Raw genomic sequence first — 25262 nt, 5'->3', positions numbered from 1 at the left:
TCCGCCGGTCGGAAGCTACTCAGGTCGGGTCGTTCGCTTTTAGCACGCGCAGCATGTTCTCGCCGATGATTTTGCGGATGTCGTCGTCGCTGTACTTGCGCTGCACGAGTCCGACGGTGAACATCGGCCAGTTGGTCCAGGCCAGCGACGCCGTCGCCTTGGGCTGGCCGGCCCCGCCAAGCGAGCCCGGCGGCCAGAGCGCTTCCCACCGCGTACGTTGGGGCCCGCGCGGCGGAAGCGGCGTGTTACCGGGCTTCAACCGCGAGGTATACGCCGTGTCCGTCCCGATGCCGACATGTTCAACGCCGAACTTCCGGGCGACGTGATCGATGTGGTCGAGCAGCGCGACGATGTCCGAATTGCCCCCCAGGAACTTCGGAATACAGCACACCCCGATCAGGCCGCCGGTATCGGCAATCGCCTTGATGATCTCATCCGACTTCGACCGGATATGCGGATTGACCGCGGCCACCCCGGCATGGCTGGCGACCATCGGCTTAGCCGAGAGCCTGGCCGCATCGAGGCTCGTCTTGGGGCCGCTGTGGGCGCAATCAACGATCACGCCGGCGCGGTTCAATTCTGCCACGGCGATCCGCCCGAAGTCGCTCAGGCCGCCGTCGGTTGCCTCGCCGCAACCGTCGCCGATGGGGTTTCGGCGGTTGTACGTCAGGTGCATCATGCGCACGCCGAGCTCATAGAATGTGTGGACGTACCGCAGTTCGTCGGTGGTATTCGCCCATTGCTGAAGCAGGGGTACGCCGTTGGTGGTGAAACAGAGGCAGTGCCGCCCCGCCTGCTTCGCGGTGGCAATGTCGTCGGCGGTGACGGCCTTGGAGACGTGCGTACGAAGGTGGTCGGTGACGTGCGTGAATCGGGCCAGCCGCTTGAGCAACCGAAGCGGGTCGTTCCCCTCTTCGCCCGCGTTCTGCACGATGCAGGTCACGCCCGCGGCTTCCCACGCCTGAAGGTATTCCCTGCGTTCGGCGAGATCCGTCACGCACCGCGTCATGGCCATGTCTTCGCCGGCGTCGGTCAGTTCCTGATCGCCGGCACCGGACTGCATCAGCTTTGCCAGTACGGCGTTGTCGAGTGTAGCTCGAGGGGAGAACCCGTACGTGTCAACGACGATCGAACGGGCGTGCAGCTCCAGCCCGTGCTCGAGATCGGTCTTCGACGGTTTCAGGATGTCGATCGCGGCGGCGCGGTCGGCATTGATCTTGTCATTGACTTGCGCGGGCCCCTCCTCTGCCTTACTGGCAAAGCCCGCAGCACTGAGCGAAACCAGTCCGGCCGATCCGGCCGCGGCAAGAAACGTTCGGCGATTGAATCCCTTGTTCATCAACGTCTCCTGATCGTCATGAATGGTTCTCTCACGGAAGCAGGCAACGGCCGGCCGGAACGAGCATATCTTGAAGTAGTATCCGGCATTTCTCTGATGGTTGTTGAGTGGTAGCGATCACATCGTGCGTGATGAAGCGAGGTTCGTTCATGCTTCGGGCAGGTGCGCTGCAAACCCTGATCGTTCTTCTGCTGGCATCGCCCGGTGTGGGTGCTGCTTCGGGTAAAGGGGCTGCGCGGGCAGATGTACTGTTCGAACGAGACATTCGCCCGATCTTCAAAACGCACTGCTTCCATTGCCACGGCGAAGACGGACAACTGAAAGCCGGCCTGGATCTTCGATTGCAGCGGTTGGCACTTCAGGGAGGGAAGCACGGATCGGCAATCGTGCCGGGGAAACCCGCAGAAAGCCTGCTGGTGCAAAAGCTCCGTGAAGGAGAGATGCCGCCGGAAGAAAAACCCAGGCTCACGCCGCAGCAGATCGAGCTGATTGCCCGCTGGGTTGAACAGGGCGCGAGGGTCGCACGGCCGGAGCCGCAGGCGATCTCTGAAGATCACCTGATTACCGACGAAGAGCGGAACTATTGGGCGTTTCAGCCGCTGGTGGCCCGTCAGGTGCCTGCGGTGCGCGGGGTGTATCGCGTGCGAACGCCGATCGATGCATTCGTGCTGGCCAAGCTCGAAGAGAAGGGTTTAACGTTCTCGCCCGACACCGACCGGCCGACGCTTATCCGTCGGGCGACGTTCGACCTGACCGGGTTGCCACCGACGCCGGCCGAAGTGAAGGCGTTCGTCGCGGACACCTCGGCCGACGCGTTTGAGCACGTGATCGACCGCCTGCTCGCGTCGCCGCGGTATGGCGAGCGGTGGGGTCGCCACTGGCTGGACGTCGCCGGTTACGCCGACAGCGACGGGTACAACGAGGTCGATACCGAACGCAAGTTTGCCTGGCGCTATCGCGACTACGTCATCAAGTCGATCCAGGCGGATATGCCGTTCGACCAGTTCATCGTCGAACAGCTCGCCGGCGACGAGTTGGTGAAACCACCTTACGAGGACTTGTCGCCGGCGGATGTCGAAAAGCTGACAGCGACCGGATTCCTCCGCATGGCCCCCGACGGCTCGGCGGTCGCGCCCGCGGCGGACAAGAAAGCCGTCCTGAACCAGGTGATCGCCGACGAGATCAAGGTCGTCTCGACGGCACTACTGGGCCTCACGGTCGGTTGCGCCCAGTGCCACGATCATCGGTACGACCCGATTCCGCAGGTGGATTACTTCCGGTTCCGCGCCATCTTTGAGCCTGCGTACGATGCCAAGTCCTGGCGATTACCGCAGCAGCGGCTCATTCCATTGCTGAGCGATGCCGACCGGCAGCGCGGCAAGGACATCGAAGCCCAGGCGGCGAAGCTCGACTCCGAGCGTAAGAAGTGGGAGGACGAGCTGGTCGAGGCGGAGTTCCAGAAGCAGCTCGCCAGTATCGCGGAAAACCTGCGCGAGCCGCTGACGAAGGCGTTCAAAACGCCGGTCGCCAAGCGGACGGCGGCACAGACTAAGCTCCTGAAGGCGCATCCGAACGCGAACATCGAGTTCGGCAACCTCGCCAGCGCCAATGGAAAACTGCGGGACGAACAGAAGAAGCGGCTGGACGCGGCGGCCGACCTTCGCGCGACCAAACCTTCCGAAGAGTTTGTCGCCGCACTGACCGAAGTCCCCGGCAATCTCCCCCCGACGCATGTCTTCAACCGTGGCGACTGTGACCAGCCCAAGCAGGCCGTGACGCCGGCGGAATTGCGCATCCTGGGCAGCCCGAGTGTCGTCGCGATTCCGGAGAAGGACAAAACCATCCCGACCAGCGGCCGGCGGCTGGCCTACGCCCGCTGGCTGACCAGCGGCAAGCATCCATTGGTCGGCCGGGTGCTGGTGAATCGATTCTGGATGCACCACCTGGGCCGCGGCATCGTCGCCAGCCCCGGCGACTTCGGCACGCTCGGCGAGCGGCCGACCCATCCCGAGCTGCTCGATTGGCTGGCCGCTGATTTCACCGCCAACGGGTGGCAGCTAAAGCGGCTACACAAGCAAATCATGCTCTCGACGGTCTATCGACAGTCGGCACGGCATGACGCAGCCCAGGACGCAATCGACCCGGACAACAAGTTGCTGGGCCACTGGTCGCTGCGACGGCTCGATGCCGAGCAGTTCCGCGACGCCGTGCTGATGAGCAGTGGCAAGCTCAACGAGAAGATGTTCGGCCCGCCGGTTCCGGTCATGAATGATCCGTTCGGGCAGGTGGTGATCGGCAAGGAGAACCTGAGCGCCGGTCGCCCCGGGCCGGTGTTGCCGATGAACGGTGAAGACTTCCGCAGGAGCGTCTACGTTCAGTTTCGGCGGTCACGGCCGCTCAGTTTGCTGGCGACGTTTGATTCGCCGTCGATGGAACCGAATTGCGAGGCGCGGAAGGCATCAACGGTCGCACCGCAATCGCTCCTGCTGATGAACAACGAGTTCGTGATCGATCGCTCTGTCGAGCTTGCCGAGCGTGTGCGAGCGGAGGCCGGTCCCGACGCTGTGGCACAGGCGAAGCGGGCGTGGCAACTGGCGATCGGGAACGAGCCGGGCGATGCAGACGTGGAAGACCTTCGGCGGTATCTCGCCGAGCAGACAGCCCGTTTTGAAGCCCGAAAGCCGTCAGCACGCACGCAACCGGCAACGCAGCCGGTCGCCAAGGCGGCTGGGGCGAAAACGGCTCCTGCAACCAAGCCAAGCATGTCTGAACCATCCATGCAGGCCCTGGGCACACTCGGCCAGGCGCTCTGGAGTTCCAACGCGTTCCTGTACATCGACTGACCCCCACGAGATCCGCCATGCAACGCCCCTGCTATTCCCGCCGACATCTGCTGACCGCCGGCAGCATGGGTATCAGTTCGCTGGCACTCAACTGGCTGCTGAGTAGGGAGCAGGCGAAAGCTGCCGACGCGCCCGAGCCCGCCAAGCCGGCGCTCGTTCCGCCGACGTTCGATCTCAAGCCGAAGGTGCCGCATCATCCGCCGCGGGCAACGGCGATGATCTCGCTTTACATGCAGGGCGGGCCGAGCCATCTCGACCTCTTCGAGCCCAAGCCGTTGCTCGACAAGCTCAACGGGCAGAAGTTTAAGGGGGAGATGCAGATCGACAGCCCGACGCAGTATGACGGCACGCTGATGGCCAGCCCCTGGAAGTTCAGCAAACACGGCCAGTGCGGCATGGAATTGTCCGAGCTGCTTCCGTACACCGCGAAGATCGTCGATGACATTACGTTGATCCGGTCGATGCAGACCGGCGTCAATAATCACGGTCAATCGATTCAGGCGCTCAACACCGGCCGCATCACGATCGGACACCCGTCGCTGGGAAGCTGGATCACCTACGGCCTGGGGGCCGAATGCCAGAACCTGCCGGCGTACATGGCGCTGATCGACCCTGGGCAACTGCCGGTCATGGGCGTCGAGAATTGGGGCAACGGCTGGCTGCCGTCGCTATTCCAGGGAACGGTGGTCCGTCCGAAGGAACCGCGGATTCTCAACCTCGATACCCCGCCAAACCTGCGCGGCGAAGTCCAGGACGGCTACCTGTCGCTGGTCGATCGGCTGAACCAGCGGCACCAGGATCGTTACCCCAGCGAGACCGATCTCTCGGCACGCATCGCGAGCTACGAACTGGCCGCCAAAATGCAGATGTCGGCAAAAGAGGCGCTGGACATTTCCGGCGAAAGCGCTGCGACCAAGCGGATGTACGGCCTGGAAGACCCGGCATCGGCCGAGTACGGAACCCGCTGCCTGATCGCCCGGCGGCTGGTCGAACGGGGCGTCCGGTTCGTGCAGGTCTTTACGGCCAACCAGTTCTGGGATCACCACCTAGGGATTCAGAAGTCGCTGCCGCTGGCGTGCAAAAAAGTCGATCAGCCCAGCGCGGCACTGGTGACCGATCTAAAGAACCGCGGCCTCCTCGATACCACGGTTGTGCACTGGGGCGGGGAGATGGGGCGGCTGCCGGTCGTGCAGAAAGGTGGCGCGGACAAAACCGGCCGCGACCACAACACCCACGGCTTCAGCATGTGGCTCGCGGGCGGCGGGTTCCGGGGAGGCCACGTTCACGGGGCGACAGACGACGTCGGCCACAAGGCCGCGGTCGATGTCGTGTCGCACCACGACTATCACGCCACCCTGCTCCACCAGTTCGGCCTCGATCCGGCACGGCTGACATTTATGCGAAACAGCCGGGCGCAGACCCTGCTGAATGATCAGACCGGACGTGTCGTCAAGGAGATCCTTGCATAGCCTCTTTTTCGCAGGACCCGTCTGAGAGTTGTGTCAGACGACCGGTTTGGTGGCGAAGATCTTCACGCTCGCCGCATACGCGTTGACATCGTATTTGGTCAGGAGTTCGGCCAGGCCTGTATGCACGCCGGACTCGGCAGCGCCGACAGGCTTCTCGCCAGAGCAACATCCGGTCTTGGCCAGTTGCAGTGACCGTACCCTGGGGGCGGCAGTGCCATCGGCTGTCGCCGCAACGGCCGTCGATTCAACCATCGCCGGCGAGCAGCAGCCGGACTGATTCTCCACCTTGGCGTAGGCGTTGAGATCGGCACCGCTGTCGATCACCTGAACGTGCGCAAAGCCCGCGGCTTTCAGGCCGGACTGATAGTCGGCGATCGCGATCGCGCCGGAGATGCATCCGACATAGCCGCTGATGCTGTCGGCCAGCTCCGCCGGTAGCGCCTGCTTGAGCGCGATATCACTGACGGCAAGCCGACCCCCGGGCTTGAGAACCCGAGCGATCTCGTGGAAGACCGCCTGCTTATCTTCGGCGAGATTGATCACGCAGTTGCTGATGACGCAATCGACGGATGCGTCGGCGAGGGGAAGCTTGTCGATCGACGCGAGATGAAACTCGACATTCTCGATCGGTTTGCCATTAATCCCCTTGGCCGCCGCATCACGGGCGCGGTCGATCATCGCGGGGGTCATGTCGATACCGATCGCACGGCCGGTCGGCCCGACGCGCTGCGCCGCCAGGAAGACATCCAGCCCCCCGCCGGAACCGAGATCGACCACCACTTCACCGGGACGGAGGCTGGCGCTGGCGATGGGGTTGCCGCAGGAAAGGCCCATGTTGGCCTCGGCGGGAATACCGGCGAGGTCTCCCTCGCTGTAGCCAAAGGCCTCGGCGACCGCCCGAACACCGGCGCTATCGTTCGTCAGATTGCTGCGGGCGACCGCGCCGTACTGGGTTCGTACTGCTTCCTGGATCGTTGATATAGACATGTCATCCATCCTAACGTGGAACAGCAGCAAGCGTCGGAACCATTCCCCGGGCAAGGCCGCTATCACTTAATCTGACCGATCACTTCTGCTTCACGCTTGACAAGTTGCCCGGGAAGCCGGGCGTATCCCAGCGGCTCGATCATGTCCTGGCCACTGGAAAGCCCCCAACGGAGCAACGCCTTCATGGCATCGCGTTTGGCGGCGTTTTCGAACCGTTCGGGAATGAGCATCCAGGTGAAGCCGGTGATGGGGTAAACGCCATCGCCCGGAGCATCGGTGATCGAAAAATCAAAGTCTTTCGACAAGGCATCGGCCATCGTAGCAGCCGCCGCGGTAACGCTGGCGGGTTCGGCTTTCACGAACTGGCCGGATTTGTTCTTCACTCTGCCGTAAGGCACTCCGGCTTTCTCGGCGGCGGAAACGGCGACGTATCCCACCGCAAAAGGTGTCTCCTTGATCGCCTTGGCAACCCCGGAGTTGCCTTCATGGCCGGTCCCGACGGGCCAGTTGACACTCGTCGCCGTCCCGACCTTCTTCTTCCAGACGGGACTGACTTTCGAGAGGTAATCGGTCCACAAGTACGTCGTTCCGCTGCCGTCGGAGCGGTGCATCACCACGATCTTCCGGTCGGGCAATGCGGCACCGGCGTTGACCGCAAGAAGCCGGGGGTCGTTCCAACGGGTGATCACGCCCAGGAAGATATCGGCGAGAATGTCGGAGGTGAAGTTCAGCTCGGTAGCGACGCCGGGGACGTTATAAGCGGGCACCACACCACCCAGCGCGACGGGAATGTGAAGCAACCTGACACCGAAGCGCGAGAAGAAAACCTCCTGCTGCTTGGGTGTCAGCGGTGCATCGGTGCCCCCGAAATCGACCTCGCCCTTCATCACGCCACGAATGCCGCTGGACGAGCCGGTGGGCGTGTAGGCGAGCCTGGTGTCGGGAGTAACCTTTGCGTACTCCTCGAACCACTTCCTGTAGAGCGGATCGGCGAAGGTGGAACCAGTTCCGCTGATCGTCACTCCACTACCGGGAGCCGGTAGCCCCACATCAGTCCCCGTGTCGCAGCCTGGCATGACGGCAAGACAAACAAGGAGTGTCACGCACAGTGGGGAATGGAACGGCAGCGCCAAGACATTGGTAAAAGCCGGGCGAAATCGTGTCAGCATAAATGTTCCTTTCCGCAAGCTTCGCTTGGCCGATCGACTTCATGAGACCGCTATCGCGGTTTGGCCCCATCTTGCTGATGGGGAACCCGCCCTGTGCCGCGTGTCAGCGTCCAGGCTGGAACCGCAAGCAACGCACCGAGTACGGGTGCGACCACGTACGCCCAGAGCCCCGAGAGGTTTCCGGAGACAACCGCGGGCGCAATGGACCGGGCCGGGTTCATGGAAGCCCCGCAGATCGGGCCGGCGAACATGGCTTCGAGCGCGACGGTCCCGCCGATCGCCACGGCCGCCATGGTCCCGATCTCTCTGGGACCGGTCGACACATGCAGAATGACGAACATCAACAACGCCGTGAGAAGAATTTCAAGCGTGAACGACTGCCAGATTCCGTCCGAAGGTAGGGTGGCACCGAGCGATTTAACATCGCCAAAAAGCACCCGGAGGGTAACGCTTGCCGACAGCGCGCCGGCGAGCTGGGCCAGCAAATACCGCGGGATATGCGACGCAGCCAGACGTCCGCTGGCCCAGAACCCGAGCGTCACCGCAGGGTTAAAATGAGCGCCGGAAATGTCGCCGACGGCGTAGATCATCGCCATTACAATCAAACCAAAAGTTAGCGCAATCCCAGCATGCCCGATCGCCCCGTTTCGGACGGCATCGACAACGATCGCTCCGGTACCGGCGAGCACCATCGCGTAAGTGCCGATGAACTCGGCGGCGAACTTGTTCAGGTTGGAAGTCATGGGAGACCGTGGACGGTGTTCGGATCAGCCGCCGGCCGGGGCCGCCGGGTTGACGGTCTCTTCGAACCGCTCGATGAACCGCCTGATCTCGTCGCGCACGCGCCGGTAGTGCGGCATCGCGGCGTCGTCGGTGGTCGCACCGGCCTCGCGGGCCAGCGCCGGGGGATCGTCGAAGCCCACGTGCACGACCTTTGCCTTGCCCGGGAACATCGGGCAGGTCTCGGCGGCGTGCCCGCACACCGTGATCACGTAATCGAACGCGACGGACAGAAGCTCGTTCACGTGCTTCGATCGGTAACCGGCGGCGGTGGAGATATCGACCCCGGCCTCGGCCATCGCTGCGATCGCACGCGGGTTCATTCCGTGCGGGTCGACGCCCGCCGAGTACGCTTCGATGACGTCGCCCCTGAGGTGCCGGGCGAACCCTTCGGCCATCTGGCTCCGACAGGAGTTCCCGGTGCAGAGGAACAACACGTTGAGCTTTCGCCCGTCCGATTTGATTTGATGCGGGCCGTCTGACGCTTGCACAGATCCTCCGGGTTGTCACCAAGAATGCCGCGGACGCGGATGTCGTCGGCGGCCATGCGCGGATCGTCGCTTAAGACCTCGACGACCCACTCGATTGCCTTGCGTGCTGTTTCGGGAATGTCATTGCTGGCGATGCGGTAGTACATCCAGCGGCCCTGCTTGCGGCCGTCGATCAGCGCCGCCGAATGCAGGAGCGATAGATGCTTCGATACCGTGCTCGCAGCCAGTCCGAGCAACTCCACGATCTGGCAGACGCAAAGCTCGCCATGCCGGTGAAGCGCGGCCACCACGCGGACGCGGTTCTCGTCTGAAAGTGCAGAGGTGACCGAAATGAGCTGTCGCATATCTCCTATATTTCGCCAGATAACGAAATGATAGCCGTCTGCGTGAAGTTGTCAAAATCATTGCCTCAAGAGTTCTGTTGGGTTCGTCGCACTGACTGGGAATCCATTGAAGCGGGATGCTGCCGGTCCAGACGAGGGTAACCCCTTGTCGAAAATGATGGCGGAACACCTGTTTCAGCGTTTGAATGAGTGTCCGCCCCCCTGCAACGGGCGGCGGATGGCACTCCTGGCGGAGAACGGATGAATCGCTTCAAAGTTTGCGCGCTCGTTCTGGTCCTGTGTTTCACGGCCAGAGCTTTCGGGGCGATCAATTTCACTGCGGACTATTCGTTGGAAGGGGCCGGTGAGGGATTCAATGATCCTGTCAACGGGGCCCAGCGAAAGGCAGCATTCGAGTTCACGCTCGGGTTTGTGGGGAGCTACTTCGCGCCGCGGTACGCCGGCGAAACCGTGGTCGTCCGTGCCAAGTTTGATCCCCTCGGAGGCACGGCAAGTTCGGCAGTGCTCGCGTCGGCCAGCGCGTCGAGCTTCGGTCGAGACTTTGCCGGGGCCTCGCAGGCGAGCACATTCTACCCCCGGGCCCTGGTCAATCACCTGTCTGGTAGCGACAGCAACGGCGCCACGGCGGAGATCGACATCACCTTCAACAGCGACGTCGATAACAGCACCGTCCTCGGCGGCACCAGTTGGTACTACGGCACAAACCGTACACCCGGCGCAAACATCGACATGGTTACCACGGCGATGCACGAGATCGGCCATGGGCTGGGCTTTTCCTCGTTCCTGACGTCGACCGGTGCGTACAATGGCAGCTTCCCGTCGATCTGGGATCGATTCCTGAACACGTCGAACGTTGGCGGGACCAGGCTTCCGAGTCTCGCGAGCGACGCCCTGCGACTTGCAGAGCGAACGGGAAATGACCTCTGGTGGGATGGCGCGAACGGCGTTGCCGGCAACGGCGGCACTCGCCCGCGCATCTACGCTCCGACGACTTTTAGTTCCGGCTCCAGTCTGTCGCACCTCGACGAGACGATCCACCCGTCCGACCTCATGAGCCCGTTCGACAGCGGGCCGGCAAACTACAGCAGCATGGACCTGGGCATGTTTCAGGACATGGGATGGCTACTGGTCCCGGAGCCGTCGGCGTTTATCCTGATCGGCGTCGCATTGTTCCCGACACTCGCTCGTCGTAGCCGCCGGTAGGCTTCGACGCCGATGTACGCAAAATCCAACACGTCTTATCGACCGGTCCGGCTCACTGACGCTGTTGCAACGCATCGAACGGCCGTCCGCGTCCGCTTCCCATCTCTGCTCTGACCGCTTTGAACGCTTCGACAGCAAACGCCAGATCATCCTGCGAATGGCCCGCCGAGACCTGCGTGCGAATGCGCGCCTTCCCCTGCGGCACGACCGGATAGAAGAACCCCACGACGTAGACGCCGCGATCCAGCATCTTCGCCGACATCGTCTGTGCGAGCTTGGCATCACCTAGCATGACCGGCGTGATCGGATGCTCGCCCGGCAGGATGTTGAACCCGGCTTCGGTCATCGCGCCGCGGAAGAACCTGGTATTCGCCTCCAGCTTGTCGCGCAGCTCGGTGCTGGTTTTGAGCAGATTCAAACTCTCGAGCGACGCCGCGACGATCGGCGGCGGCAGGCTGTTGCTGAACAGGTAAGGTCGGCTCCGCTGGCGGAGCAGATCGACGATCTCCTTACGGCTGCTGGTGTACCCACCGCTGCCACCGCCCAGCGCCTTGCCGAGCGTGCCGGTGATGATGTCGATCCGGCCCATCACACCCGTGTGTTCGTGCGTGCCGCGTCCCTGCTTGCCCATGAAGCCGACCGAGTGTGAGTCGTCGACCATCACCAGGGCATCGTACTTGTCGGCCAGTTCGCAGATCGCCGGCAGGTTGGCGATGTACCCGTCCATCGAGAAGACGCCGTCGGTCGCGATCAGCCGGAAGCGGGCGTCCTTCGACGCCTTGAGCTTCTCCTCAAGATCGGTCATGTCGTTGTTCTTGTAACGATGCCGCTGCGCCTTGCAGAGGCGGATGCCGTCGATGATCGACGCGTGATTGAGCTCGTCGGAGATGACGGCATCCTCGGCCGTCAGGATCGTCTCGAACAATCCGCCGTTGGCGTCCCAGCACGATGAATACAGGATCGTGTCTTCCAGCCCCAGGAAGTCGGTGAGCTCGGCTTCAAGTTCCTTGTGCAGTTCCTGCGTGCCGCAGATGAACCGAACCGACGCCATGCCATAGCCCCAGTTGGTCAGCGCGTTTTCGGCGGCGCGAACGACTTCGGGGTGATTGGCCAGGCCCAAATAGTTGTTGGCGCAGAGGTTCAGCACGTCGCGGCGGTTCAGCGTGTCAACATGAGCCTGCTGAGCCGTCGTCATGATCCGCTCGGTCTTGTACAGACCGGCGTCGCGGATCTCGGTGAGGGTCTTGGAGAGGTGTTCCTGGAGGCGTTCGTAGGCGGGCATGAGCATTCCTGTAGGGTCCGCCTTGGCGGACGCGGCGGCTGAATATCGGTCGCACGTCGGCGGTACGAGAACCTCTCGCGTCCGCCAAGGCGGACCCTACCCTTCTTTCCACTTCAAAACGACTTTCCCGCTCTGCCCCGACCGCATGGCGTCGAATCCCTTCTCGAACTGCTCGTAACCGTAGTGATGTGTAATCACCGGCCGAATGTCGAGACCCGATTGCAGCATCACCGTCATCTTGTACCAGGTCTCGTACATCTCCCGGCCGTAGATGCCTTTGATCGTCAGCATGTTGAAAACGACGGCGTTCCAGTCGATCGCCATATCTTTTTCGGGGATGCCGAGCATGGAGATTTTTCCGCCGTGGGCCATGTTGGCGATCATGTCGCGGAACGCGTGCGGGTTGCCGCTCATCTCCAGGCCGACGTCGAAACCTTCCTTCATGCCGAGTTGCTTCTGGGCGTCGCCGATCGACTGCTCGCGCACATCAACGGCGAGCGTTGCGCCCATCTTGCGCGCCAGTTCCAGCCGGTACGGATTGACGTCGGTCACCACGACATACCGTGCCCCGGCGTGCCGCGCGACGGCGGCGGCCATGCAGCCGATCGGGCCGGCACCGGTGATCAGGACATCTTCGCCGAGCAGGTCGAACGACAACGCCGTGTGCACCGCATTGCCCAGTGGATCGAAGATCGACTGCACGTCGCGAATGGATGGCTGCTCGTCGGGCTTGATCGTGAAGTGCGGGCCGTCGTGGTGCTCGTGCACCCAGACGTTGGTCATCGGCAGCGCCAGGTACTCGGCGAACGCGCCCGGGCGGTTCACGCCGATGCCCTTGGTGTCTGTACAAAGGTGCCGCCGACCGGCCAGGCAGTTCCGGCATCGGCCACAGACGACATGCCCTTCGCCGGAGACGATGTCGCCCTCGGAGAAGTCGTGCACATTCGACCCGACGGCGACGATCTTGCCGACGAACTCATGGCCGACCACCATCGGCACGGGAATCGTCTTTTGCGCCCAGGCGTCCCAGTTGTAGATGTGGACATCGGTGCCGCAGATGCCGGTGCGCAGCACTTCGATCAGCACATCGTTGATGCCGTAGTCGGGGACGGGAACTTGTTCGAGCCACAGGCCTTCTTCGCGTTTCCGCTTGACGAGGGCCGCCATTGATTTGGGCATGAGATCCTCCGCTGACCGCTCACTATAGCACCGCCCGAACGCAAAAGAAATAACCTTGTAATTCTATCGTTTTCGATTCTTCCACAATGAAAACGGAACGACAATGACCGCAAGAGTCGCAGCCGGCACGAGGATCAGGCTGATCAACCCCGCGCCTATGGCCGACAGCAGGCGATTTCCAAGGACATGGCCCAGAACGCAACCCGCCACGCCGGCCACCAATATCCACGTGACGACTCGCTCCACCATTAAGGACCCTCGCCGGACCACGCTCACACATCACACAACGCCACCGCCTGCTTCAGCCCCGCCATCACCTCGCGTGTCGGGATGTATTCATGGCCGACATACCCCTTGTAGCCCACCTCCACGAGCGCCTCCATGATCGGCGGGTAGTTGATCTCCTGCTTGTTGTCCAGCTCGCCGCGACCCGGGTTGCCGGCGGTGTGGATGTGGCCAATGTACTGCTTGTGTTGGCGGATGCGGGTGATCACATCGCCGTCCATAATCTGCACGTGGTAGATATCGAACAGCACCTTTAGCCGTTCCGAGCCCACCTTCTTCAGGATGTCGATGCAGTAGTCCATGTGGTCGCCCTGGTAACCGGGATGGCCGACCATGTTGATGTCGTATCGGCTGTTGAGCATCTCCAGGCAGATCGTGACCTTGTTCTTCTCGGCGTGGCCGAGAATTTTCTTGTACCCCTCGATGCAGTTCTTCGCGCCGACGTCATCCGGGATCTCCGGCTCGCGCATGCCGGTAAAACTGATTACGCTCGGCACGCCGGCGGCAGCGCACTGGTCGATCCGCTCGGTCAGGGTTGCGATGCACTTGTCCCAGTGCTTCGGGTTGTTGAACCCCTGCACGAAACCGTGACTCCCGGAGATCGCGCAGGTCAGGCCGTGCTTCTTGAGCGTGGCCCAGTGCTTGGGGTCGATCAGCTCGATGCTCTTGCAGCCGATCGACTTGGCGGCGACACAGAACTTGTCGATGTCATTGTCGAAGTGCTTGAAGTAACACCAGCTCACGAGGGAGTGGTTGATGTTGCCTTTGAGCGCAGCGGCCGCGGCAGGCGCGGCGGCAGGTGCCACGGGATCGGCGACGACACGCCCCGCCATCGCCGCCAGCGTTCCTCCGGCAGCCATGGTGAGCGCAGTCCTGCGAGAGATCGACGAAGCGTCATTCGTATTCATGTTCGTTTCCTTTCGTGGCGCGGAACGGCAACATTCACTTCACCTGCAACTCCAGCGCATCCAGATAAGCCTCGCCGCGATCACCCGCCGCCGAGAACCCGAACCAGTCGAGTTCCTTGAAGTCCGGCGAGCAGGCCAACCCTTTGACTTCCTTCATTGTGCCGTCGGCGAGCGTGATTCGCACGTCATACTTTGCGGCGGCAGTACCGACGGGGCACTGAATCTCGACCGTCATCCAGGTGCCCTTGGGAACAGTCAGCAATTCGGTCGAGCCGACCTTCAGTTTGCCGCTGCCACTGAGAAAGAGTGCCGGGCCGGTGGCGTACGGGTAGCCGGGCCCGCGCCACTCGTGGGCGATCGCTGCTCCGTCGCTGCGAAGGGCAAACTTCGCCGTCACAACACCCTTGCGGTAGTGCGGGGACCAGTACAGGTGCGGGTTGAACGCCGCCTTGAGCTTGGGCGCGTCGGCAAACTTCAGCGACCGTTTACCCTCGAACGCGACGGCGTCGGTCACCCGCAGTGTGGCGGCGGGCGGCTCTTCGCTGGTTTGCGCAAACTCCGCGACCGATCCCACCGGCGTCGATTCGAAGTCGTCGGCGATCCGCTTCGGACCGCCGGTCGATGGCGGAAACCATCGCGGCCAGCGCTTCGGATCGAGATCGGCCGGCCCGCCGTTCTGCCGCCCGGCTTTGCTGATGTCGAACGGCTTAAAGCCCAGCCCGACCGCCGGAGAGTCGTCAGGAACACGGAAATTGGCATCGTCCGGATTGCCCAGTTTCGGGTCGGCTACGACCGACGCCTTGTCGTGCCCCAGCTTCCGCCAGTCGGCGAGCGACAGGTGCTTGAACTGCGGCTCCGCCCCGCCGTTCCAGTAAAGGTTGCGGTCGACCTTCAACAGCTCCGGATGATCCATGAACAGCTTGCCGGCGGCCTCCGGGCGGACGACCGACGCTGATCCCCATCCGCTGACAATGTTCCGCTCGAAGTAGAACGCCGGCTTCTCACGGACTTGCCCCGGTGTCTGCGATGAATCCAGCCGCGTCGGGCCCCACGCGACTTCGGTCGAGTCGAGGATCACGTTGTTTTCAAACCGGTTGTCTTCCCCGTAATGCTGATGAAACCCGCCGTCCTGGGTGCGATAGAGGAGGTTGTTGCTGGAAGCGTAGCCGGCGGATCCCTCGTCGTAGTAGATGCCCCAGCCGCCGTACTTGTCGCGGGTGACGTCGTGGATGCGGTTGAACTCAAGCACCGAGTATGGCGACGCTCCGAGCGTGTAAATGCCCGCCATATCACTCAACACGCTCTGGCCGAGGTGGTGGATGTGGTTGTTACGGATTTGGATCCCGCTGTTCTTCGTCGGGCGAAAACCCCAGGTCCAGCCGGAGCTGATTCCGGTGTAGTAGAGGTCGTAGATGTCATTGTGCTCGACCGACACGTCGGCGGCATGGCCGATCCAGACACCGACCGCCGCCGGGTGAATGCGGCCGAGGTGGGCGATCAGATTATTCCTGACGATAACGCGATGGGTGATGTTGGAACCCTTCGCCGGGATACCCGTGGTACCGACCTTGATACCGCCCGTTCCCAGGTCAACGAAGCGGCAGTCAGCGACCGTGATGTCGGAAGCATCGCGGCCGATCTCCAGCCCGTAAGTCCCTAGCTGAGTGAAAGTGCAGTCGCGAATCTCGAGCTGTCGAGCGCCTGCGATGGACACCGCCGCGTTCACGGAAACCGCCGCCTGCGAAATGCTCGAGCCGTCGGCGGGCGTCACCCAATTGGTGTGAGCGAATGAGAGCCCTTTGAACATCAGGCTCTCGATGGGCGTCCGACCGGCTGGAACCTCCAGCGTGATCAGTTTCTCCAGCCATGGTGCGATTACGGTCGCGGTCGCGGGCGTTTCGCCGGGCATCGGGATGTATGTCAGCACGCCGGTCGGCCGGTCGAGATACCACTCGCCGGGCTCGTCCAACGCCTCGGCGACGTTATCGACCAGGTAGCGCATCCCGGCCGACAGCAGTCCGAATGCGGCGTCGGTTCGAGTATGGCCGGTGAAGCTCACGATTCGCGTCGCCGGGTCGACCTTGTCGATCCGGAGCATCGATGTGAACCAGGGGTGGAAAGAGATCACCTCGACATCGGAAAGGTTCTTCCAATCCGGCCGAATGTCGCCGGCGGTGAAACGGAAGCGGTCATCGCCGCGGCCGGGCTTGGCATTGGGCGATTCGACGCGCGACGCGATGTGGAAGTATCCGTCCTTGGGCGCTCGCGGCCGCATGCGTCGCTGGCCGTTCACGAAGAGCTGTGAAAAATTCCATCTGCCGGACTTCACGTCGTCGAGTTTGACGGACCACCGACCGTCGGGTTGTACCTTCCAGCCGACAATGATCTCGCCGCCGCTGAGGACCGGCGTTTCGTCGGGGTATGCAACGTACTGGGTCGGCGAGGCAGCGCCGCTACCGGAATCGACGGCAGCGAATGCCACCGGCATTGCCAGGCGATACATGCCCCCGCGAAACATGACCGTCACCGGCGACTTACGGTCGGGGGATTGCAGCCGGATGTCGCGGACCTTAAACCGCGCGGCATCGAGCGACACCAGCGGACCATCGGTGCGGTCGGCATTGGCGGCGGCAAGCCTTCCTGACCAGGCGTCGTTGCCGTTGGGCGCGACGAAGACATCGGCCGTCGGTTCAGCGGCGCGAAGGGACGAAGCCAACAGCACAACAATCGCAATCAACTGGGGTCGGTAAGGCATTTACCAGAGAATACCGGATTCGAGACCAGACGTTTGCCGCCAGGACCGACTCGGCTGCCCGAGGACGGCTGGTATCAGGCCTGACACTCCGGCACGGCCACTGGTTCGGCATCGTTGCCGGTCGGGGTCGGGGTTGAACCGGCGGAAGCAGTGACAGCGGCGGCCTTATCGGCGGCAGCGTTGTCCGACCGCCAACGCCCGAACGCCAAAGCAGCATCCACGGAGTAGATCGCCAGGCCGATCCAGATCAGGCCGAAGCTCCGGCCGTGCCAGATCGTGAAGGCTTCTCCGAGCACCAGCACGGCAATCAGCAGCTGGCATGTCGGCGCGGTGTACTGCAGGAATCCCATGGTCGCCAGGCGAAGCCGCCTTGCGGCGGCGGCGAACCAGATGAGCGGGAGTGCAGTCACGATCCCGCCGAGCATCAGCAGCACGCCCACCAGCGGGCCCCAGTGAAACATCGGCCGGCCGTCAAAGGTGCTGACCGCGACAAAACCGATCGCGATCGGACAGAGGATCGCCGTCTCGATCGAGAGCCCGACGAGAGGGCCGACCGATGCCGTCTTGCGAATCAGGCCGTACAGTCCGAACGAGCTTGCGAGGATGAGCGACACCGTCGGCAATCCGCCGCGATACCACCCCATCACCGCCACCCCGGCGACGGCAAAGCCGATCGCGATCCACTGCATGAGCCGCAGTCGCTCCTTCAACACGATCACGCCCAGCAGCACGTTGACCAGCGGGTTGATGAAATAGCCGAAACTCGCTTCCACCGTCTGACGGTTGGTGACGGCCCAGATAAACGTGTACCAGTTGATCGCGATCATGACCGTACTGCCCAGCATCGCCCAGCGCAGCCGGCCGTTCCGTACCGCCCGGCGGAAGTCGGGCCCCTGCTTGAACACAATCAGCAGCACCGTCAGGAAAACGACCGACCAGACGATGCGATGGGCCAACACCAGGATCGGCGGGACGGCTTTGAGCGCAGCAAAGTAGAGGGTGATGAACCCCCACGACAGATAAGCCGCCATCGCATAGATCAGGCCGACGGCGGACGAGGGACGGGATGGCGATGCGGTCACGAAAGGTCCTTCGTGGTGAAAATCGAACGTCAGAAAGCTCCACTCACGCCGTCGCCAGCATCGTCCAAAGCGCTTTGTAGTGCCTATAGAACGTCTCCCCCGCCGTCGGGTCGGTGAAGCCGGTTCCTACTTCGCACATCGTGTAGCGGTCGTATCCCGTGTCGCGGAAGAGCTTGAACAGTTCGCGATACGGATAGCCGGCCGCGCCCTTCGACAGGTCGTTGATATGGCACGACTTGATCCAGGGCCGGAGCATCGCGAAGTACTCGGCAACGCTGCCGTCTTTCACGTCCGTTGCATTGGAGTTCCACGTCAGGCCGACGCTCTTATGCCCGCAGTGCTCCATCACCGTCTTCATGTGAGGCGGATGGCTCGTGCCCGCGCCGTGAACCTCCACACAGATCTCGACACCGGCCGACTCGGCGGCCTTGCCACATTCGACCAGAGCCTTGCCGATCTGTTCGAGCGTCTTGGCTTCCGGCACGTCTTTGGGAAAGCCGTTGGGTCGGACCTTCACGCCGTGCCCGCCGATGTCGGCCGTCAGGTCGATGAACTGCTTGCAGGTTTCGATGTTCTTCTGCACGGTGGCGGCATCGGCGGCGTGGAACTCGCACGTCGAACCGGTTCCCCAGCAGACGACGCCACTGTCGGCGAAACGCTTCTTCACGTCGGCGCGGTCGGCCTTGGAGAGCGTCGGCTCGACGCCATGCTTGTGCGTGGTCCGCAGTTCGACGGCGGCGATGCCGGCGTTCTTGCAGACTTTCAGGAGTGTCGGCAGGTCATAATCCTTTGAAACGTTGTAGGTGACCGTGCCAAGTTGGAACTTGGGTGTGCCCGCCGGGGTGGCCGGGGTGGCGGTCACTTCGCCCAGGAGTGTCCGGGCCGAGCCCGCACCCAATGCCATCGCCGCCGCACCGCCGAGGATGTGTCGCCGCGAGATCGTCTGCATGAGAGATTTTCCTTCCGCCGCTGAGAGGTTGCGAAGATTCGTTCGCCGGTGCGTAAATTGGACCGAACAGCGGCGGTAGTGTCCAGTAGGTTGTTCCGGTCAGTCCTTGGCGCGGTTAACGTATTCGGGCCGGACTGCCAATGGAGAGGATTGCCTGCCCGTGGCGGGCTGGCGCGGTGAAATCGGACCACGGGCAGCGGAGTACCGCAGTCCATGGCACCCGACGTATTGATGACTTTGGGGCTCACGAGGAAACGTCAATGAAAACTTCGAAGGTTATCGTCGCATCCGTAGCCGTCGCGGCTGGTCTGCTTGCGGCGGGGTTGACCGCTTTCGCTGCCGATGCGCCCAAACCGGCGCCCAAGGACGTCATCCCTCATGCCCAGAAAGCCCCGCCGGGGCCGGCGCTCTCGTCGGCCGAGGCGATTGCAAAGATGGAAATGCCCGCCGGTTTCAAAGTCGAATGCGTCGCCGAGGAACCGCTGGTGGTCAACCCCACCAGTTTCACGTGGGACGACCGTGGCCGCATCTGGGTCACGGAATCCATCGAGTACCCCCGCAAGCCCAGTGGCAAAGGACAGGATCGCGTCAAGATCCTGACCGACACCGACGGCGACGGGAAAATGGACAAGGCCACAATCTTCAAAGACGGACTGAATATTCCGTGCGGCGTCGTCCACGGGAACGGCGGCGTCTATGTCACCAACGCGCCTGACATCCTCTTCCTCGAGGACACCAACGGCGACGACGTCGCGGACAAGGAAACCGTCATCCTTACCGGCTTCGGCCGCGCCGACACGCACGAACTGCCCAACAGCCTGACCTGGGGCCCCGACGGTTGGCTCTACGGGATGAACGGCGTGTTCAACCCCGCCACCGTCAAAGACCCTGCCAGCGAAAAAGTCTACAACTTCAGCTGCGCCATCTGGCGGTATCACCCGCCGACGAAGCGGTTCGAGCTCTTCGCCGAAGGCACCAGCAACCCCTGGGGCCTCGACTACAACCGCGCCGGCGAGTGGTTCATCTCCTGTTGCGTCATCGACCACATGTTCCACATGACGCAGTCGGGCTACTACCACCGTCAGGGCGGTGCCTATCCCCCGAACGTGCAGATGGCCAAGTTGCCGTCGATCACCACGCAGCGGCATCAGGCGGCGGCGTATGCCGGGCTTTGCATCTACGATGCCGACGCCTATCCCGAGGAGTACCGCGGCCGGCTGATCATGGGCAACCTGCACGGCTCGGCGTTGAACCAGGACGTGCTATCGCGCAACGGCAGCACCTATCGACAGTCCACCGTCAAAGCCCCCGGCGGGAAGGAAGACAAGTCGCCCCTGTCCGACGAGATGGGGAGCCTCGATTTCCTGCAGGCCAACGACGCCTGGTTCATGCCTGTGGCACAGAAGATCGGCCCCGACGGCTGCATCTATGTCATGGACTGGTACGACCGCTATCACTGCTATCAGGACGCCAACCGCGACCCCCAGGGACTCGACCGCTTGAAGGGCCGCATCTACCGCATCAGCCATAACAATACGCCGCGGGCTAAACCGTTCGACCTGGCCAAGGCATCATCCGATGAACTGCTGGCGGCACTGGATCATCCCAACGTCTGGTGGCGAAGGACCGCGCAGCGGCTGCTGAACGAGCGGCACCAGTTGCTGATGGATCCGCCGATGTTCGAGAAGATCGCAAAGCTCGCGACAGGCCCCAACACCGCCAACAACGCGGCGATGCACGCCCTGTGGCTCCTGGTGAGCCAGAACACGATCGATGCAGACCTGCTCCAGAAGCTGTTGTCTCACTCGGATGAAACCGTTCGTGCCTGGGCTGTTCGGGCCGTTGGCAATGCCGGTCGCGCGCCGCAGCCGATTGCTCAGAAGCTTATCGAGATGGCCACCAAGGATCCGTCGCCGTCGGTGCGGGTGCAGATTCCGATCGCCGCCGGCCGACTGACGCGGGAAGACCCCCTGCCGATCCTGCTGTCGTTACTCAAGGACCCCGCCAACGGCAAAGACCCGCTCATCCCGCACATCACCTACATGAACCTCCGCCCGCTCGCCGAGAGCAAGGGGCAGGCGATCCTCGACGGGCTTGCGGCGATCCCCGACGTCGAGAAGGCGTTCGGTGAAACGACCGTCAAGTGGATCAAGCAGGCGATTGCTACCAGCGGCAAGGGTGCCGATGCGATTGTCGGCGAGGTCGTGAAGAACTTGAAAGCCTCCCCCGAACCCAAGAAGGCCGGCCAGGCGATGGCCACCCTGGTTGATGGGCTGGCCAGCCTGCCGATCGAGGACCGCGCCAAGGCGATCAAGCCGGAAGTGCGGCAAACGATTACGAAGTACATCAACGACAGCGAGCCGGCGGCCCGCATCCCCGCGACGACCATCGCCCTCTGGTGGAACGACGCCAAGGCGATCGAGTCGGCCCGACTCATTGTCGCCGATGCCGCCGCACCGCTCGAAGCCCGCCTGAGCCTTGCCCGCACCCTCGGCGACGCCAGGGCCGCCGGCAACATTCCTGCGTTCGCCGCCCTTGCCGGAGATGGCAATGTCCCGATCTGTCTGCGGCAGGTCGCCATTGATGCCATCGGCAATTCGGGCGGTGAAAAGTCCATCGTCGGGCTGTATGCGAACCTGCCGGCCGAGATGAAGCCGGCCGCGATCAACACGCTTACGCGCTCGCTCGGCGGCGCGTCGGCGCTGCTTACCGCGATCGAGAACAAGACGATCCCGTCGCGCGACCTGACGAGCAACCATGCGCGGTCGATCCAGGCGCTGGGCAACAGCAAGGTCGCCGAACGCCTCGAGGCCGCCTGGGGCACCATCAAGACCGAGCGCGATCCCGAACGCGTGAAGGTTGTCGACAGGATGAAGAAGGTGGTCGAAGCAGGCAAGGGCAACGCCAGCGCCGGCTGGAAAGTCTTCGAAGCCCGCTGTGCCCAGTGCCACACGATCTACGGCAAAGGCGGCACGCTCGGCCCCGATCTCACCGGCGTCGGCCGGGATGACGTGACGGCGATTCTCACCAACGTCCTGGACCCCAACCTGGTCATCGGCAAGCCCTACTACGTGAATGTCGCCAGGCTTAAGGACGGCGACGTCGTCTCCGGGCTGCTTGTCGAAGAGTCCGAATCGCAGATCGTCCTGAAGGACCAGACCCGAACGATGAACATCCCGCGGTCGAATCTTCAGAAACTTAGCGTGCAGGAGATCAGCTTCATGCCGGAGGGACTGGAGCAGCAGATGAGCGAACAGGAGTTCCGGGACCTGGTTGCTTTCCTGTTGACCCGCGAACCGCCGAAGTAGGTCTGGTCCCCTCTCCCCTGTACTCAGGGGAGAGGGCTAGGGTGAGGGGCCGAACGTAGGGCGTCTCAGGAGCCGGACATCGCTTCGAAGGCTAAGACTATTCGATGTTCGAGTTCGTTCTCCCGCGTTCGGCATTTAGCATTCAGTTTTCGATGGTCGGTGTTCGCCTCGCCACGGCCCCCGACGTTCGGCCCCTCACCCCGGCCCTCTCCCCCGAGTACCGCAGAGAGAGAGTTCACTTCACTGGCTTCACTTGCTCCTTCAAAAACTTCACGATCACCGCCGGCGAATCCGGTGTGAACTGATGCCCGCCGGGATGGATGTATGTTGCCACTGGTGTACCAGTCGCCGAAGGATAAACGGTGAGTCGCTCCCCCTCTTTCTTGCCCTCGGCGGCGCAGCCGTTCAGTTTCCGAAGGTAGTCCATCATCGCCTTCTGCCATTCGTATTTGACCAGCGGGTCGGTCTCGCCAGCCAGGTGAAGGACGGGCTTGGGCTTGAGCAGGTTGGACGTCTTGGCCGCGGCCGCGGCGGACGGAGCCATCGCCGCGAACACCTCGCCTCGCGCGGCCCACAGCAAATATGTGAAGCCGCCGCCGTTGGAATGCCCGGTCGAGTAGATCCGGCTCTCATCGACCTTGTATGTCTCCTTGAGTGACTTCAAGACCGTATCGAACAGCTTGAGGTCGCGGTCCCCCTGATCACCCGGGCCCGACTGCCAGCCCGGCTTCTTGCCTTCGGGGTCGGTCAGTCTGCCGGGCGTGTTCAATCCCTGAAGGTAGACCGCAATCGCCTCGGGCCACAGGTCGTGGATGTGAAACTGCCGGGCGGCGTTCTTCATCGATCCGCCGTGACCGTGGAAAACGAACACGATCGGCGTCGGGCTCTTTTTGGCCGACTCCGGGGCATAGACCAGGCCCTCGCGTTCGACGCCGTCAACGGACCAGGTTTGCCGCGCGGGTTCGCCGGCAACGACCGGGACCGAAACGATCAGAAATGCGATCAGGCAAAGAGCTGCGCGATACATAGACGCTCCGGGGCAACGGTTTGAGGATGCGACCGCACGGCGGTCGTCTTGGATAACGCGGGAACGGCTGCGACATTACGGGCCAATCGTTACGATCAACGGATGCCCCGAAACATCGAACTCAAAGTGCCGTTTGTACTCACCGATTCGCGGCGGGAGACGCTTCGTCGCCTTGGGGCCAGGTCGTCCGCGGCCCTCGTTCAAACCGACACCTATTTCACATGCTCCAGCGGCCGGCTGAAACTGCGTGAGATCATCGAGACGCTGCCGAACGGAGCCGTGACAAACACTGCGGAATTGATCGCCTACCAGCGGGCCGACGACATCGGCTTTCGCGGGAGCGACTACACGGTATCACCGGTGCCGAACGCCGCTTCAATGAAGGCGGTGCTCGCCAGTGCGCTGGGCGTGCGGGTGGTGGTCAGAAAGCGGCGGGAGCTGCTGCTATGGGAGAATGTGCGGATTCACCTGGATGACGTGGACGGACTCGGGTCGTTCCTGGAGTTTGAAGCCGTCCTGAACCCCTCCGCCGAAGACCCCGCGGCCGACGAGGCGGCGAGCCAACAACGGCTTGTGGCTTTGTGCGACGCCTTGGCGATCGATCCCGCAGCGACGATCGCGGGCTCCTACTCGGACATGCTCGGCTGACAGATCAGACGTCCATTACTTGAACAGCGCCGGGATGTCATTGATGCCCCACTTCCCGTCCTGCCGGGCGAAACTGACCGGGATGCGGTTCGGCGGAAGCGTCGTGCGATACCGGAAGACCGTTCCCACCCAGGCCGTTTTCAGGCTCGACTGGGGGTCGTCCTGGTACTCGATGGGCGTGCCGTTCCAGGTGACCCCGGCGACGCCGCCCGTGTCGGCGTTGGCCTCGAACTGCAGCATCTTCTGAACGAAGCTCTGCTCACTGACGCGCGACCGGAACTGCGGCGTGGTCAGTTGATAGGCGCCGGCGTAGTCGCGGCCGCCGATTCGCTTGTCGAACTCTGAAATGATTGAAAGCACCTGCTGCTGGTCGGGCTTGTTCTGAACACTGACGTAAATGCGCGAGCCGACAAGGATCCCGACGACACCAACGCCGATCACAATTGCGAGAATGCCGGCCCATCGCCCTGCCTGTGTGCCATTGCTGGCGGCGATCTGCCGCAGCGCGATCACGGCACAAACGACTGCCGCCACAGGAATCACAACGAGCAGGTCGGCAAGCAAAGCGAGGCAGCCCAGCAGCGACCCGACGAACGCCACCACCGCCAGCGTATTGACGGCGGCGTAGTCACCGCTGCCCAGTCCTGCGGTGGTGGACATCTTCCTCAGGCCTTCGATGCCGGGACCGGAGGCGTACTCGAGGGGAGTTGCGGGAGCAGAGTTTGAAGGGGGTGCGTCCTGCATACAGCTCACGCCACACCGCCAGATCGTCGCCGGGCTTATCGGACGATCGCCCTGGGGGGTGGATCCTGAATTGGGGTGACCCGGTTCAAGGAGGTTTCAAGCAACGATGGCAACCGGTCCGATCAAGGACGGTGCCAACCCGCTTCGATGAACAACCTCCGCCTTCCTTGCCGAACGTCAGGCCAGCGATCCGCCTCTTCGGAGTCACGATTCGCCGGCCGTCACTTCGGCTCTCGTTCTTTCGAACCGAAAGTAGTTTGACCATGGAGAAACGTCAACTGATTGATGCCATCTGCAAGCTGAACCCGTCGGCCACGCTCAAGTTTCTGAGTGGGTTCGACGTGCCGGCGCTTCGGCAGTACCTCGAACACCTTAACGCCGCCCGGCAGCGCCAGCCTCGACCGGTTCCAACCGATCGCAACCGCGACCGAATGGTGGCCTGAATAACGGTGCGGGCTGCACCACAACGG

At 62.8% G+C, this 25262-nt stretch carries 20 protein-coding genes; 6 read left to right on the top strand and 14 right to left on the bottom strand.

Annotated features, from left to right (window positions below):
- Positions 1-19 precede the first annotated feature (19 nt).
- Complete coding sequence (locus IPV69_RS20970; RefSeq protein ID WP_206291678.1) at positions 20-1339, bottom strand: dipeptidase; 1320 nt, start codon at positions 1337-1339, stop codon at positions 20-22.
- Between the two features lie 149 nt (positions 1340-1488).
- Here IPV69_RS20970 and IPV69_RS20965 point away from each other — a divergent pair, with 149 nt between their 5' ends.
- Together IPV69_RS20965 and IPV69_RS20960 are read left to right on the top strand one after the other, a co-directional pair.
- A complete protein-coding gene (locus IPV69_RS20965; protein WP_206291677.1) occupies positions 1489-4182 on the top strand; it encodes a DUF1549 domain-containing protein in 2694 nt (897 codons plus the stop codon).
- Between the two features lie 17 nt (positions 4183-4199).
- A complete protein-coding gene (locus tag IPV69_RS20960; protein WP_206291676.1) occupies positions 4200-5651 on the top strand; it encodes a DUF1501 domain-containing protein in 1452 nt (483 codons plus the stop codon).
- 33 nt (positions 5652-5684) lie between these two features.
- On the opposite strand, the gene arsM is transcribed toward IPV69_RS20960, so the two are convergent.
- The 5 genes from arsM to IPV69_RS20935 form a co-directional block, all read right to left on the bottom strand.
- Positions 5685-6638 carry an arsenite methyltransferase gene (arsM, locus tag IPV69_RS20955; protein ID WP_206291675.1) on the bottom strand — a complete coding sequence of 318 codons (954 nt, stop codon included), beginning with the start codon at positions 6636-6638 and terminating at the stop codon, positions 5685-5687.
- Positions 6639-6700: 62 nt separating this feature from the next.
- The gene (pstS, locus tag IPV69_RS20950; RefSeq protein ID WP_206291674.1) at positions 6701-7807 is read right to left on the bottom strand and encodes a phosphate ABC transporter substrate-binding protein PstS; all 1107 of its coding nucleotides are present in this window, start codon (positions 7805-7807) and stop codon (positions 6701-6703) included.
- A 50-nt stretch (positions 7808-7857) separates the two neighbouring features.
- Complete coding sequence (locus tag IPV69_RS20945; RefSeq protein WP_206291673.1) at positions 7858-8550, bottom strand: MIP/aquaporin family protein; 693 nt, start codon at positions 8548-8550, stop codon at positions 7858-7860.
- 24 nt (positions 8551-8574) lie between these two features.
- A complete protein-coding gene (locus IPV69_RS20940) occupies positions 8575-8985 on the bottom strand; it encodes an arsenate reductase ArsC (RefSeq protein WP_206291672.1) in 411 nt (136 codons plus the stop codon).
- A complete protein-coding gene (locus IPV69_RS20935) occupies positions 8907-9422 on the bottom strand; it encodes an ArsR/SmtB family transcription factor (protein ID WP_206291671.1) in 516 nt (171 codons plus the stop codon). Before IPV69_RS20935 ends, IPV69_RS20940 begins: the two co-directional genes overlap by 79 nt.
- A gap of 240 nt (positions 9423-9662) precedes the next feature.
- On the opposite strand from IPV69_RS20935, the gene IPV69_RS20930 reads away from it, so the two are divergent.
- Positions 9663-10625, top strand: a complete 963-nt coding sequence (locus tag IPV69_RS20930; RefSeq protein ID WP_206291670.1) for a hypothetical protein — start codon at positions 9663-9665, stop codon at positions 10623-10625.
- Positions 10626-10677: 52 nt separating this feature from the next.
- On the opposite strand, the gene IPV69_RS20925 is transcribed toward IPV69_RS20930, so the two are convergent.
- The 6 genes from IPV69_RS20925 to IPV69_RS20900 form a co-directional block, all read right to left on the bottom strand.
- A complete protein-coding gene (locus IPV69_RS20925) occupies positions 10678-11907 on the bottom strand; it encodes a glycine C-acetyltransferase (protein ID WP_206291669.1) in 1230 nt (409 codons plus the stop codon).
- A gap of 96 nt (positions 11908-12003) precedes the next feature.
- Positions 12004-13074, bottom strand: coding sequence for an L-threonine 3-dehydrogenase (gene tdh, locus IPV69_RS20920; RefSeq protein ID WP_390884425.1), 1071 nt, complete (start codon positions 13072-13074; stop codon positions 12004-12006).
- A 284-nt stretch (positions 13075-13358) separates the two neighbouring features.
- Positions 13359-14279: a hydroxypyruvate isomerase family protein gene (locus IPV69_RS20915; protein WP_206291667.1), complete on the bottom strand. Its 921-nt coding sequence runs from the start codon at positions 14277-14279 to the stop codon at positions 13359-13361.
- A 34-nt stretch (positions 14280-14313) separates the two neighbouring features.
- Positions 14314-17034: a right-handed parallel beta-helix repeat-containing protein gene (locus IPV69_RS20910; protein ID WP_206291666.1), complete on the bottom strand. Its 2721-nt coding sequence runs from the start codon at positions 17032-17034 to the stop codon at positions 14314-14316.
- A gap of 74 nt (positions 17035-17108) precedes the next feature.
- Positions 17109-18116: an EamA family transporter RarD gene (gene rarD, locus IPV69_RS20905; RefSeq protein WP_206291665.1), complete on the bottom strand. Its 1008-nt coding sequence runs from the start codon at positions 18114-18116 to the stop codon at positions 17109-17111.
- Between the two features lie 43 nt (positions 18117-18159).
- Complete coding sequence (locus IPV69_RS20900) at positions 18160-19065, bottom strand: sugar phosphate isomerase/epimerase family protein (RefSeq protein ID WP_206291664.1); 906 nt, start codon at positions 19063-19065, stop codon at positions 18160-18162.
- Between the two features lie 260 nt (positions 19066-19325).
- On the opposite strand from IPV69_RS20900, the gene IPV69_RS20895 reads away from it, so the two are divergent.
- Complete coding sequence (locus IPV69_RS20895) at positions 19326-22373, top strand: PVC-type heme-binding CxxCH protein (protein WP_206291663.1); 3048 nt, start codon at positions 19326-19328, stop codon at positions 22371-22373.
- A gap of 235 nt (positions 22374-22608) precedes the next feature.
- On the opposite strand, the gene IPV69_RS20890 is transcribed toward IPV69_RS20895, so the two are convergent.
- Positions 22609-23400 carry an alpha/beta hydrolase family esterase gene (locus tag IPV69_RS20890; protein WP_206291662.1) on the bottom strand — a complete coding sequence of 264 codons (792 nt, stop codon included), beginning with the start codon at positions 23398-23400 and terminating at the stop codon, positions 22609-22611.
- Positions 23401-23502: 102 nt separating this feature from the next.
- Here IPV69_RS20890 and IPV69_RS20885 point away from each other — a divergent pair, with 102 nt between their 5' ends.
- Positions 23503-24048: a class IV adenylate cyclase gene (locus IPV69_RS20885; RefSeq protein ID WP_206291661.1), complete on the top strand. Its 546-nt coding sequence runs from the start codon at positions 23503-23505 to the stop codon at positions 24046-24048.
- Positions 24049-24063: 15 nt separating this feature from the next.
- On the opposite strand, the gene IPV69_RS20880 is transcribed toward IPV69_RS20885, so the two are convergent.
- Positions 24064-24708 carry a hypothetical protein gene (locus IPV69_RS20880; RefSeq protein WP_206291660.1) on the bottom strand — a complete coding sequence of 215 codons (645 nt, stop codon included), beginning with the start codon at positions 24706-24708 and terminating at the stop codon, positions 24064-24066.
- Between the two features lie 347 nt (positions 24709-25055).
- Here IPV69_RS20880 and IPV69_RS20875 point away from each other — a divergent pair, with 347 nt between their 5' ends.
- Positions 25056-25235, top strand: a complete 180-nt coding sequence (locus tag IPV69_RS20875) for a hypothetical protein (protein ID WP_206291659.1) — start codon at positions 25056-25058, stop codon at positions 25233-25235.
- Positions 25236-25262: the final 27 nt, after the last annotated feature.

The organism is Humisphaera borealis (assembly GCF_015169395.1).
Classification (GTDB): Bacteria; Planctomycetota; Phycisphaerae; order Tepidisphaerales; family Tepidisphaeraceae; genus Humisphaera; species Humisphaera borealis.
The sequence above is the reverse complement of the archived record's forward strand: the minus strand, read 5'-3'. Positions and strand labels throughout refer to the sequence as shown.